8 protein-coding genes are annotated in these 13240 nt (G+C 46.0%); 6 read left to right on the top strand and 2 right to left on the bottom strand.

The window, feature by feature from the left end; genetic code table 11:
* Positions 1 to 237 precede the first annotated feature (237 nt).
* Both NCI00_RS16425 and NCI00_RS16430 read right to left on the bottom strand, forming a co-directional pair.
* A complete protein-coding gene (locus NCI00_RS16425; RefSeq protein ID WP_253529257.1) occupies positions 238 to 1485 on the bottom strand; it encodes a DUF6786 family protein in 1248 nt (415 codons plus the stop codon).
* Between the two features lie 120 nt (positions 1486 to 1605).
* Positions 1606 to 2214 carry a c-type cytochrome gene (locus NCI00_RS16430; RefSeq protein ID WP_253529260.1) on the bottom strand — a complete coding sequence of 203 codons (609 nt, stop codon included), beginning with the start codon at positions 2212 to 2214 and terminating at the stop codon, positions 1606 to 1608.
* Positions 2215 to 2470: 256 nt separating this feature from the next.
* Between NCI00_RS16430 and NCI00_RS16435 the strand changes: the two genes are divergently transcribed.
* The 6 genes from NCI00_RS16435 (at position 2471) to NCI00_RS16460 (ending at position 13218) form a co-directional block, all read left to right on the top strand.
* Positions 2471 to 4504: a M13 family metallopeptidase gene (locus NCI00_RS16435; protein WP_253529263.1), complete on the top strand. Its 2034-nt coding sequence runs from the start codon at positions 2471 to 2473 to the stop codon at positions 4502 to 4504.
* Between the two features lie 72 nt (positions 4505 to 4576).
* Positions 4577 to 5626, top strand: coding sequence for a sialidase family protein (locus tag NCI00_RS16440; RefSeq protein ID WP_253529266.1), 1050 nt, complete (start codon positions 4577 to 4579; stop codon positions 5624 to 5626).
* Between the two features lie 240 nt (positions 5627 to 5866).
* On the top strand, positions 5867 to 7198 hold the full coding sequence (locus NCI00_RS16445) for a glycoside hydrolase family 2 TIM barrel-domain containing protein (protein WP_253529269.1): 1332 nt from the start codon (positions 5867 to 5869) through the stop codon (positions 7196 to 7198).
* Entirely contained in the window at positions 7195 to 10929 is a 3735-nt protein-coding gene (locus NCI00_RS16450) for a glycosyltransferase (protein ID WP_253529271.1), read from the top strand. Before NCI00_RS16445 ends, NCI00_RS16450 begins: the two co-directional genes overlap by 4 nt.
* A 152-nt stretch (positions 10930 to 11081) precedes the next feature.
* Positions 11082 to 11477 carry a LytTR family transcriptional regulator DNA-binding domain-containing protein gene (locus NCI00_RS16455; protein WP_253529273.1) on the top strand — a complete coding sequence of 132 codons (396 nt, stop codon included), beginning with the start codon at positions 11082 to 11084 and terminating at the stop codon, positions 11475 to 11477.
* A gap of 514 nt (positions 11478 to 11991) precedes the next feature.
* Positions 11992 to 13218 (top strand): ice-binding family protein, encoded by a 1227-nt coding sequence (locus tag NCI00_RS16460; RefSeq protein WP_253529274.1) that lies wholly within the window; start codon positions 11992 to 11994, stop codon positions 13216 to 13218.
* Positions 13219 to 13240 lie beyond the last annotated feature (22 nt).

Consider the following 13240-nt stretch of genomic DNA (forward strand, 5'->3'; position numbering starts at 1 on the left):
CGATTGATTTGTTAATTGCCGTGGATGAACAAACGACGACTTCAGGCTTTTCTGCGCTGTTATTCGTTAAAATTGCGAACAATATACAGAAGAAACAAAGAAACAGTGGGGAAGTTTTCGTAAAAAAAGGCTGAATCCCAACGTGAATAAACAGTGGCAGCAACTTGGTGAGCTGCTGCCACAATAAATAAGTTGTTGGAAACAAAATAGGAGTGAATTTGAAGAAAATTACCCAATTTAATGCTTCGCGATTTCTTCCAAACTCACGCCCAGCATTCTTCTTGCCACGGCATTCAGCGCCATTTTATCGCCTTCAAAGTGGTAGGTGCGGCTGCGGTGAGTGAGACTTTCGCCCTTTTTGAGGGCTTTGGCGGGAGAGGAAGATTCCAGTTCATAAAACGGCCCCATTTGCGTACCGTCTTCTACGGGGCCGTCGTTGTAAGAGTTAGCAGCGTCGCCTTTGAAGGGTTCTTTCTGGATTTCCCACATGGCGTTGACGTAGTCGCCGGTGGGGTCCAAATCGTAGCTGACAATCGTTAATACGCCTTTTTCAGCATCATAGCTTCCCATGACGGGCTTGGCAATGCTCGGCGGCAGGCCGATTTTACTGCGGTGTTTGCCGTCGGCTTTGAAGTATAACACGCTGTCTTCAACGATGAGGCGCTCGGCGGGGACTTTGCCAAAATAGCTGTCGTTGATTTTGCTTTTGTGGTCAGCGCCTCCCACAAATGGCACCACCACGGTGGTTTTGGGCGTAGGATTAAACATCCCCAAAATCCAAATGGAAAGCAGCCCCGTTTCTTTGTTCCAGTCGGCACCTTGATTGGTGATGGTATTGACAGTTTCGTAGGCTACTGTTTTTACGTCTTTGAGCGGAAAGTTAATGGCGGTTTCGATGGCTATTTTACTGAGCGCTTCCACGCTGCGGTCGATGACAAAGTCGAATTTTGTGCCTGAGTAATTGATCAGCGAGGCAGCTTTGCGAAAAACCGCTTTGGTTTTATCGGAAGAAACCAAATCAAACGGCTCAGAATCAATGACGGGAGGTACTTGCCAATCATCGAATACGAATTTCTTGCCCTCCTGAAAATAAATGGAAAACTGCCCGCCTTCGGGGCCAATCCAAAAGCGGTCTTCACCGCCGAAGGCGCTCATGTGCGGCGTGAATTTGCCCGATTCGAGGAGTTTATAATTAATCCAGCCGTAGCTGTTGCCAGAAGTGCCGTTGGCTGTGGAAGTCATGACGCGGCCTTGTAAAGCCCCAACGACGGCCACTTGGGCAGAATCATCGTCGGGAGCGGTAAGAACGATGGTTTGTTGGTGTTTTTTTAAGAATTCGAGATCGGTGCCGAAAGAGTTTGCAGTAGAAGACATGGTATCATTGTTGGAGGATGAACAGCTTGACATAAACGTCAATACTACCGAGGCTATTCCTAAAGTGACTACGGCGCGGGCCGAACAAATGGTTTTTGAAGCTAAAAACATAGCGTTTCAGAAGTATGGTTGATATGCTCAAAAGTAGTGAACCCCAGCCAACATACTCATAACAAACAATAAGGCCAAAACACCCCTGTTTTGGCCTTATTGGGTTACGCTCATAAAAGACTACAACTTATCAGGCGTAATCGGCTCAGGGACTACATTTTTGACGGGCTTTGTACTTTTTAAATACGCAAAAATGGCGCGTAAATCCTGATCCGTCATTTGGATATAATTGGGCCAAGGCATGGGTGGCAGCAAAGGGCGTGCGGTTTTGAGACCCTTGTATTTCCCTTCACGCATGGCTGTAAAAAATTGCTCCTCGGTCCATTTGCCAATGCCCGATTCGTCTGAACTGATGTTGCCCGAAAAAGACACCCCCCAAGGCCCTACGGCAGCGGTATTGGTCATGTTAAACAAAACCCACGATGACAATTCTCCCTTGTTTACTTTAGGTAGCTTCATGGAGGCAGGATGCCCACCAAGCCAGTGATTTGGGTCGGGTTCGGGGCCTTGCTTACCCATGATTTTGGGCGTGTGGCAATCTCCGCAGCCCGCAATGGTGACAAGATATTCTCCTTTTTTGATGAGCGCTTCGGTATTGTCGAGCGAAATTTGAGCCGTGTTTTTGGAGAGTGGGTTTTCGGTGGTGGTAGTTAGGAATGTTTCTTTCGATGGTACGTTAAAAGCAGTGGCTGCGAACATACACAGCATCCCAGCAAGCGTTGTTTTCATGGTTGTGATGGTTGTTAATGGAAATGATTATGACTGATTTTCGAAGACAAAACAACCTGAAATTAGTCCTGAAATCAATTCTATGGGAGGTGAATTGAGCGATTTTGGACATCAATTGTAAAAAAAAAGCAGTGACCGGTAGGCTATACGCAGCTGATTAAGACCAGGAGGAATAAGTAAATACTCCGTCTATAATCCTCTTGTAAATAGTTTTGTTACAACTATTTTTTCGTTCATAAAAACAACTCAGCCTTTCATGAAATCCATTCCATCACTCGTTTATCTTGCGCTTTTCGGGGCCATTTTGGCCGCCTGCAAAACCGACAAAAAAGAATCGACCCGAACCACATTTTTTGACACAGCAGGCATGGATACCACCGTAAATCCAGCCGATGATTTTTTTAGTTATGCCTCGGGCAACTGGATGAAAAATACCCAAATTCCCGCCGACCAAACGGGTTGGGGCTCTTTTTATACCCTCTACGAAGAAAACCTCAACAAACTCCACGGTATTTTGGAGGAAAGCCTCAAAACAACGCATCCCAAGGGGAGTTTGGAACAAAAAGTGAGTGATTATTACCGGTCTGGGATGGATACCGTCACCATCGAAAAGAAAGGCATTGAGCCAATTAAGGCTTATTTGGCCGAGATTGATCGGCTCAAAACGTCCCAAGAAATCATGGATTATACGGCCAAACTGGAGTCGCCGGGGGGCGTATGGGTGGGGTATTATGTGGCAGCCGACGAAAAAAATCCGGGCTACAATGCCTTGCAGCTTGCTCAAACGGCGCTTTCGCTGCCCGAAAAAGACTATTATTTTCGCACCGATGCCGAAACCAAAAAAATACGAGACGCCTATAAAAAATACATCGCAAAACTGTTTAGCCTTTCGGGCGTAGACTCGACGACTGCGAAGAAAAAAGCCGAAACGATATTGGCCCTCGAAACCCAAATCGCCAAGTCGCACCGTAGTCCGGTAGAGCTGAGAAACCCCGAGCTGAATTATAACAAGTTTGCCATTAAAGACTTCTCCGCCTTGACACCCGGTATCGACTGGGCGCGGTTTGTGAAAACGATGGGTGCCCAAACGGATACCCTCATCGTGGGTCAGCCCGATTATTACAAAGCCCTGAGTGGATTGCTAAAAACACAACCGTTGGAGGTTCTGAAAGACCGAATGAAACTGTCGGTGCTGTCGGGAGCGGCGTCTTCGTTGACCAAAGCGTTTCGCGATACGCAATTTGAGTTTTACGGCAAAACCCTCAACGGACAGCAAGTGCCAAATGCCCGTTGGAAACAAATTACCAATGCCGTCGACGGAGGATTGGGCGATTTGTTGGGGCAATTGTTTACGCAAAAATACTTCACCGCCGACGCCAAAGCGCGCATGAATGAGCTGGTCAACAACTTGCAGGATGTGTACCGCGACCGCATCAAACGCCTCGATTGGATGTCGGACTCGACCAAGACCGAAGCCGTGAAAAAATTGGATGCGTTTATCAAAAAAATCGGTTATCCCGACAAATGGAAAGATTATGCCGAAGTGGAAATCGTCAGCGATAACTATTTTGCTAACAAAAGGGCGATTGCCATTTACGAAGGAAAACGCGATTTGGCGAAAGTCGGCAAACCCGTTGATAAAACCGAATGGGGCATGACGGCCCCCACCGTCAACGCCTATTACAACCCTACGTTCAACGAAATCGTGTTTCCAGCGGGGATTCTTCAGTTTCCGTTTTTTGACAATGCCGCCGACGATGCCATCAACTACGGCGCCATCGGTGCCGTGATTGGCCACGAAATGACGCACGGATTTGACGATCAGGGACGCCAATATAACTACATGGGAATGCTGAAAAACTGGTGGAAACCCGCCGACGGCGATAAATTTAAGCGCAAAGCGATGGTGGTGGTGAAGCAGTACAGCGGCTATAAAGTGCTGGACAACATGAGCGTAAACGGAGAGTTGACTTTGGGCGAAAACCTCGCCGACATCGGTGGGCTTTCGATTGCTTATGAGGCGTTTATGAAAACAAAACAGGCCAAAAGTGGCGAGAAAATTGACGGTTTTACGCCGCAACAGCGCTTTTTCTTGGGGTTTGCGCAGGTATGGCGCATCAAAACCCGCGACGAAACCATGCGGATGCGCATCACCATGGACCCGCACTCGCCTGAGTTGTTTAGGGTAAACGGTCCGTTGGCAAATATGCCCGAATTTTATGAAGCGTTCAACGTAAAACCAACCAATAAACTGTACCGTCCAGATAGCCTGCGCGTGCGTATTTGGTAGTGACTAAAAAAAACGCCCGTTGATGAAAAACGACGTCAGCGGGCGGTTAATGTGTCTTAAATAACAAACTCCATGTTCAAAAAATTAGCCCTTCTTTTTATCATTACGGTGTCGTCGACGCGCGCACAACAGGCGTTATTTTCCACGAAAGGCATTCAGCCTGCGATGTGTGTGGGCGAGAATGAATCCATCGAAATGGTGTTTGGAAAAGGGAACGCTTTTTATTATTCTTTTTCAAAAGACAAAGGCGTTTCTTTTTCAACGCCTGAGCTAGTAGACAGCCTTCAGGGGCTGCATTTGGGCGTATCGAGGGGGCCACAGATTGCGTCTTCGCCCCAATCGACGGTGATTACGACCGTTGACAAAGCGGGAAATGTCTACGCTTATGTGCGCAATCGTACTACTGGTAAGTGGCAGAATCGCCTCATGGTCAATGATGTACCCGAAATTGCCAAAGAGGGTTTTAATGCGCTGGCAAGTGATGGGAAAGGGGCTTTTTGGGTGATTTGGCTTGATCTGGGAGACGACAAACAAAACAAGATTTTTGGGGCTTCCTCCAACGATGGCGGCTTGACTTGGGGTAAAAATAAGCTCATTTATCGCTCCCCCGATGCCACGGTTTGTGAGTGTTGTCAGCCGTCCATTCTCATGCGCGACCGGCGCGTGTATGTTATGTTCCGAAACTGGATCAGTGGCGCTAGAGATATGTACGTCGCTACGTCGGAGGATGCTGGAAAAACCTTCTTACCTGCCCTAAAAATGGGAGAAGGAACTTGGAAACTCAACGCTTGCCCGATGGATGGTGGCGGTATGAGTGTGGATGAGAAAGGGGGCTTTACTTCGGTTTGGCGACGTGAAAATCAGCTTTTTACCTCAAAAATGGGAGGCCCAGAACAACTCTTAGGCCAAGGCCGCAATGCTTCTATTGCCACGAGTACGCAACATACTTTTATCGTTTGGCACGACAAAGGGCAAGTTTGGCTCAGTTCGTCTACGCAAGCACAACCCCTGAATTTGGGAGCGGGGCGGTATCCGCGCGTGGTGATGCTCAATCCGCGCTTGGCTTTCTGCGCCTGGGAAGACAAAGAGACCATCAAAGGAATGATATTGAAGGGGGAATAGAATTAGAATGTCTTTTTGGTATATCTTTATTGTGGTTTGTCGCTATATGAGGTAACTGGTATGCTTGTAATGAGGTATTTGGTGATGGACCGCTTGATAACTTTTTTTGGCATTAATCTTCAAAATGGTATATCTTGTGCCTATAAATAATTTTATAGGATATTTTTCTTTTAGCACATTGTTTGTCCTTGTGCTTTTTGAAGTTCGTATGTACTTACTCAACGTTATGATATATTTCCAATGGTTTTCCCGAAAAGAAACTACTTTTTTATTTTCAAACTTGGTTTTTTTGCGCTGATTATTTCTGTACTAAATGGGTGTAATGAAGCCGAAAATGGTAAGAGTCGACGAAAGGTGTATGTTGAAAAGAAAAACGGTAAGTATGCGTTAATCAAAGACGGAAAGCCTTTTTTTATCAATGGTGCTTCGGGGTATTCGTACTGCTCGGTTCTGAAAGAATCGGGCGGTAATACCCTGCGGACTTGGGATACGACCAACCTAGCCGTGATTCTGGACAGTGCGCTGGCCAATGACCTCAGCGTGATTGTGGGGCTATACCTGCCCAACTACCATGAAACTTCGTTTTTCAATAATCCAGTGCAAGCGGCCAAAATGCACAAAGATTATCAAGCCGTGGTGAAGCGATTTAAGTATCACCCAGCTCTGCTGATGTGGTCAATCGGGAATGAAGTCATTTTTCCGTACAATCCCTCTTACAACAATTTTTACAAGGTATTTAATGGCTTGGTCGATATGATTCATCAGGATGACCCCGACCATCCGATTACGACTGTTCTCCTCAATTTTGATAAAAAATCGATTCTAAATCTGGTGGTTCGTTGCGACATCGATATCATCTCATTCAATATTTATAACCGAATAAACACCCTCCGCGATGATTTGGATTGGTTCAGATGGTTTTGGAGTGGCCCCTATCTACTGTCGGAGTGGGGTATCGACGGCCCTTGGGAAGGGACCAAGCAAACCGCTTGGGGGGCGTATCTGGAACCTACTTCTGGGGAGAAAGCAGAGTTGTGTCTGACTCGCTACCAGCAATATATGCCCGTTGAAGATTCACGTTTTTTGGGTTCGTGTTTGTTTTATTGGGGGCACAAACAGGAAGGTACGCATACGTGGTTCAGCCTTTTTGATGAGGCGGGTGCTCACTCCGAAACCGTGGGTAAGATGAAATCCCTTTGGAGTGGGAAAGCTTACAAGCACGAATTTCCCACGGTCAAAACCATGTTACTTAATTCGAAGAAGGCCAAAGATAATATTTTGCTTACGGCCAATGCCCCAGCTACGGCGGAGGTGTTGTTGGATTCTTTGGGAGGGGGCATTAAAACAATAAAGTGGCAATTGTTCAAAGAAGATTGGCTGCGAATAAACAATCAGGCCAATACCAAAAAGCTCACGCCGCTGTCGCAACTCAACAAAAACTCGACGGAGCTCAAAGTCAATTTTACGGCGCCAGAAGAGGAAGGCCCCTACCGAATTTTTGCTACCATTTATAATACTCAGGGAAATTTTGCGACTTGTAACATTCCCTTTTACGTAGTGAGCCAGCCATGAAAAACCAGCCATTGATAAAACCACCCACCAAGCGGGAATTGCTCACCCTGAGGCTCATGATTCTTTTGGGGGTGGGGTCGATGGTGTTTTTTATGGCTAATCTGTTGGCGGAGTCTGTTCGGGGAAACGGGGCGCTATACGCGATGTTGATAACGGCTTTCTTCTTTACCTGTCTCACAACCCTTTATGAATGGTACCACTATTTTAGCATCACAATTCCAAAGGTCCCACCTGTCAATAAGACCTATACCGTCGATATTTTCACCACCTTTTGCGCGGGGGAGCCTTATGAAATGATAGAGGAAACCCTGCGGGCGATTGTTGCCATAACCTATCCGCACACTACCTACCTGTGCGACGAAGCCGACGACCCTTACCTCAAGCGTCTTTGTGCGCAGTTGGGGGTACACCACGTTACCCGCCTTGACAAAAAGAATGCCAAAGCGGGTAACATCAACAATGCCTTGCGCCAATCATCGGGGGAGCTTTGCGTTGTTTTGGACCCCGACCATGTCCCTGCGCCCGATTTTCTTGACCCGATTGTGTCGCATTTTAATGATCCTTCCATCGGGTTTGTCCAGATTGTTCAGGCTTATAAAAACAGCGAAGAGAGCTTAATCGCCAAAGGTGCCGCCCAGCAGACCTACCAGTTTTATGGCCCGATGATGATGACCATGAACCACTACGGAACGGTGCTGGCCATTGGGGCCAATTGCACCTTCCGGCGCGCGGCGCTCGAATCCATCGGAGGCCACGCCGCGGGCCTTGCCGAGGATATGCACACCGCCATGCAGCTCCACGCAAAGGGCTGGAAATCAGTCTATGTGCCTGCTGTGCTGGCCCGTGGGTTGGTGCCTTCTACCTTGTCGGCGTATTATAAACAACAACTGAAATGGTCTAGGGGGGTGTTTGATTTGTTGGTCACTGTCTACCCCAAGTTGTTTACGCAATTCACCCTGCGCCAGAAGATTCATTATGCGCTGATTCCGCTTCATTATCTTTCGGGCATTATATTCTTTCTCAATTTTTTGATTCCTATCCTTTCGCTCTGCTTTCATACCAGTCCGATGAAGATGGATATTACAGAGTTTGGTCTAATCGCCTTGCCTTTTCTGACCGTGGTCGTTCTTATCAGGCAATTCGTGCAATGGTGGGTAATGGAAGATACCGAGCGAGGGTTTCATGTGATAGGCGGGCTTTTGATGATTGGCACTTGGTGGGTGTTTATTCTGGGTTTTTTGTACACCCTGTTTGGGGTAAATGTACCCTACGTACCCACACCCAAAGATGGTAAAGAGGCAAACAACTGGCCTTTAAATATCCCTAATCTTGTCATTTTGTTGCTGTCCTTATTTTCCATCAGTTATGGATTGTACACCGATTGGAATCCCTACAACCTAACCATGTCGGTATTTGCGGGGCTGAACGCCGTGTTTATGGGTTTTACGGTTCTGATAAGCAGACAGCCCCAATTTCGAATCTTGGCCGTTCGGCATAAACGACTAAACTCTGGGTTGCTGTTTCTTCGGGAAGCCAAGGGACATTTCTGGATTATCAGGCGTCGTATCTACACCGTTGTCAGACGTACTCCGCTGTTGTTATCAATCCTCTTGACCTGCCCCATTATTTACATGGTTCAGTTTCGACAGAAAGGACTGCCGCCGACGATTTACAAAGACCATCGGGAAAACTTTTTTATGACCGGAATAGACGCGCGGTCGGTCAACACCATGGGTACGGCTTTCCCCTTGAGCGGGGAGAATAAAACCCATTTTGACATCCTCTCATTTCATGTTCGCTGGGCGAGTGGCTTTTTGTCCACCCGTACGTTAGATTCTGTTTATCGCAATGGCTCCTTGCCCATGATTACGTGGGTACTTCCTTCGCGGCTTTCTGACAATGCCAACGTTTTTGAACGAATCACAAACGGAAGTGAGGATGCGTATCTTTTGCAGTTTTGCCGTCAGTTTAAAGCGCTGAATCGCCCTGTTTTTATCCGTTTTGCTCCCGAAGCCGACAATCTGCCGAATCCCGCGCCAAACACCGCTGAGGCGTTTAGGACTGCGTGGAAATACATGCACGATTTTTTTCGCAATCAGGGATTATACCGGGTAATTTGGGTGTGGAATCCAGGGACGCCCGACTCAATCGACGAATATTTTCCGGGCCGTCAGTACGTTGATTGGATGGCGGTCAGTAGCCTAAACGAAGCCCATGATTCTTTACCCATCAAAAAGCAGTATTGGGCTTTTCATAAACATCCCGTTTTTCAATCAGAACTTCCCGTAATGCTGATAGAAAACGAAAATCAGTCGTTGTCCGACAAAGAGGCTAAATCCATCCGTGCTTCTTTTTCTGAAATCAAAGCCGTGGTCATTTCGGGCAGGACGGCGGGGCCATTTGGTAGGCTCCGACGAATCAATGACCTAACCGATGAGTCGGGCAGGTTGGTAAGAAAACAAAATCGATTTAATAAGGAAAAGATTGAGCCTATTCCCAAGCTCCTGACATCGTACGGGACGGCACCCCAAAATGTAGCGTCAACAACAATCCAAAGGGCCTTTTTTGTAGGAACTAGAGGTATCAATTACACCAAAGCCCAAGATTGGGTCAAGAGTCCCAATCCATTCAGAATGAGTGAATTGCTGGAGGATTTCTACGAAATGAAAACCTTGGGCATCAACACCGTCAAACACAGCGGCCCGGGCATCTACGACCGAAATATCATCAGGGCCGCCGAAGAAACCGGCATGAAGGTGCATTTTAGTTTTTGGATTGACGACCACCTCGATTTTGTGGAAGAAAAAAATAAATTGGAGCAAGTCAGGGCGGATATTCTTGCGGTCGTCAGTTCGTACAAAGACAATAAAAATATCATTGGCTGGAACATCGGTAACGCTGTTTTTCAAGAGCTTCAGTTTCGATATTTCAAACCTGATTTGATTATTCAGCGAGATGCGTACCTGTTTTTTGTTAAAAACTTGGTGCGCAGTATCAAGCAGATTGACCCCTCGCGTCCCGTTACGATTGATGTCACGTTGGCGGACGATTTGCCCAAAACGGTTCACCAAATGCACCGACTGATGCCCGAGGTAGATGCATTCGGAATCAAAGTGAAGGCATCTCGGGCGGCTGATTTTAGTTTGCTTAAAGAACTAAGCGTTCCGTATTTTTTTAGGAATATAACAGTGTCCCAATATGCCACTTTGGAACCCCAAAAAATGGGGGTATTTATTACCAATTGGCAGGACATAGTTAATAGTGGATTGGTCAATTTTGACGGAATAAAAGATTTTCGACGACGCCAAAAAACGCCCTTTATGCAGCTGCGTCACCTCTGGAAAGGCACCAAGGCTCCCGCACCGCCGCCGATGGTGAAAATCTTAAAGCCTGCATTGGCCACCATTCCGGCTACTACGCTTACGTATTACGCCTTGGTACACAAAGAATCTCAATGGTACTTGGCCGATTCACTCCCAGCAAACGTAAAGTTTGAGTGGAAATTGGTTCAAATCGGTCGGTTTGAGCAGGCTGTGTCCTTGAAAGAACTCGGCAGTGGTCCCAAAATACAGGTCAAAATTCCAGAAAACCCTTCAATGTATCGACTTTATCTTTACGTCGTTGAGGGAACGACGGTTGTTGATATTATCCAAACAACTTTGAATACCCCCTTGATTGTTAACAAAAAAACGCCCGATGAACAGAAGTCTTTAAGCGTATACAATAAATAAAATACAACATTGGTCGATTTCTTTGATGGACTCATTTAGGGCTATTGGTTTGATACATAGCGATTTCCTTCTTTACGAACAGATTTAAAAACCATTTGCAGTGATGAATACAATATTTTGGTAAGGGGGCTGGCATGAGTTTAGTGATAATAATGGTACACAAAACTCTGCTTGACATGATTGTAGATAATATACTTATTTCGGCCCCAGAAGTCGAGTATCTCACCTCTGTCTCCAACTACACTTACATCTATCTGAAGGATGGCACGCGGCTTCTTAGCTCACACAACTTAGGAAAGATAACTACCCATTTGGCGCTTACCAGAGTACACAACAGAGTTTCGGTCAACAAGACATATATTTCCAAGGTGAAAGAAGGGGAAATTGTGATGAAATCGGGATTTGTTATTGCCCCGTCGCGCCGAATGAGAAGGGTTCTTTTGACGCTTGAAACTAAAAAAACGCCCCGCCGTCGTAAATTGCTCAGAGATGGAGATGAGGCAGCTAAACCAAAAAAGCGAAGCCTGGCCATTGAAGATTCAAACTAATAGGCGGAAATGCACCGCACCGACAGGGGCGTGTTTTTGTATGCTTGGCGCTACGTATATCCTGAAACTAGTCGAGATAGACGCTTAAAAAAAGTGTGATTTATGTAACTATTTCCTGAAAATATGTAACATGAATCGGATATTAAAGCCTGACTTTTACGCTGTGCTTATTTGCCTCTAGCTAATGGTATGAACTTACTCAAAATTAATGTTATGAATTTACTCACAATAGTATAAATACGAAACTCTTGTCATACAAATTTTCGACTCTAACGTAGGTTGGCGATCATCTGGAGCTTGCCCAAATGCATCAGTATTAATCAAATACAATTGAGGTATAACTACCCAATCCTTTAGACATATATTCTATAAGGATGGGAAATTAGATGTATTTGATTTTTAAGGGATATGCCATGGCCCATTTTTTATCATGGTACTTTTTTGAGGGAGTATTTTAGGGTATTTGATTTTTTGTCAACCAGTTTTATTGAATCACCATTTAAATTAGAAACAAATGAAAAAAAATGTATTACTAATTCTGAGCATAGCCACCTTGGTTTGTTTGAAAAGTATAGTTTTTGGACAGGCCCCAAATCTGGGAACAGCCTTTGATTTTGCGTTATTTACGGCAAACGGGGCTTTTACGAATACGGGGGCATCAATGGTCGTCGGCGATATTGGTACCAATGTGGGGGCTTTTAGTGGCTTTCCTCCTGGTATGGTTACCGGAAACATTCGTTTGCCAGGTTCACCCGAGGCTGCGCAAGCTGCCATAGATGTGGTGTCGGCCTATAACTCGTTGAACTCACGTCCGTGTGGTACAATTATAGCGCCTGAATTAGCGGGGCAAACATTGGTGTCAGGGGTGGTTTACTGTCAGAATACGGCATCTCCTACTACATTAAACGGAACCTTAACTTTAAGTGGGTCGGGGATTTTTATCATTAAATTAAGCAGTGCTTTAACGACCGCAACTTCTTCATCGATTGTTCTGATCAACGGTGCTACCGCCAACAATGTGTTTTTTCAGGTAGATGGAGCTGTCACTTTGGGGATTGGTTCAGTTTTTAAGGGTACTATACTTGCACAGGGGGCTATTTTTCTGAGTACTGGGGCTTCCCTTGAGGGTAGAGGCCTTTCAGTTGCTGGGGCTATAACATTAAATAATAATTCAGTGACCAATGTAGCGCGGCCATTACCAGTTACTTTGGTGTCTTTTACTGCCAAACCCCTTTCAAATCAAACGGTTGACTTGGCATGGACCACGTCGCTGGAAACGAATAACAAAGGGTTTCTCGTGGAGCGTAGTAAGGAAATGAGAAATTTTGAAAAGGTAGAAGAAATAAGTGAAATTGCCGCAAACAGCAATTCCCTGAAAACCTATCGTCTTATAGATCGAAAAGCGTATGCTGGCACCAGCTATTATCGATTAACGCAAACCGATCTTAGCGGTAAAGTAACGGTCTATCCGGCTATCTCGGTTGTTTTACGGGAAGACGCCTACGGGGTATTTCCCAATCCGGTTGTTAGTGAAGGAAGGTTTACCCTGCGTTTAGACGAGCCAGAAACCGCTTTGGTCAATCTTTACAGTATGGAAGGACGTTTGCTTCCCCTTCAGAAAATTGGAGTCCAGTCTGGTAATCTTATGTTAAAAGCTACTGGTAAGATGGCCACTGGGGTGTATATTCTCTCAGTAGTGGAGCGAGGACAAACGCGGAATCATCGCGTGGTCGTCGAGTAGATGTTATAAATGCTCAGTTCAA

The sequence above is a fragment of the Runella salmonicolor genome (assembly GCF_024158025.1).
Taxonomy (GTDB): Bacteria; Bacteroidota; Bacteroidia; order Cytophagales; family Spirosomataceae; genus Runella; species Runella salmonicolor.

Coding starts and splice junctions, on each gene's coding strand:
- NCI00_RS16430 (WP_253529260.1), bottom strand. CDS start 2,214: ATGAAAACAACGCTTGCTGGGATGCTGTGTATGTTCGCAGCCACTGCT.
- NCI00_RS16455 (WP_253529273.1), top strand. CDS start 11,082: ATGGTACACAAAACTCTGCTTGACATGATTGTAGATAATATACTTATT.
- NCI00_RS16445 (WP_253529269.1), top strand. CDS start 5,867: ATGGTTTTCCCGAAAAGAAACTACTTTTTTATTTTCAAACTTGGTTTT.
- NCI00_RS16450 (WP_253529271.1), top strand. CDS start 7,195: ATGAAAAACCAGCCATTGATAAAACCACCCACCAAGCGGGAATTGCTC.
- NCI00_RS16425 (WP_253529257.1), bottom strand. CDS start 1,485: ATGTTTTTAGCTTCAAAAACCATTTGTTCGGCCCGCGCCGTAGTCACT.
- NCI00_RS16440 (WP_253529266.1), top strand. CDS start 4,577: ATGTTCAAAAAATTAGCCCTTCTTTTTATCATTACGGTGTCGTCGACG.
- NCI00_RS16435 (WP_253529263.1), top strand. CDS start 2,471: ATGAAATCCATTCCATCACTCGTTTATCTTGCGCTTTTCGGGGCCATT.
- NCI00_RS16460 (WP_253529274.1), top strand. CDS start 11,992: ATGAAAAAAAATGTATTACTAATTCTGAGCATAGCCACCTTGGTTTGT.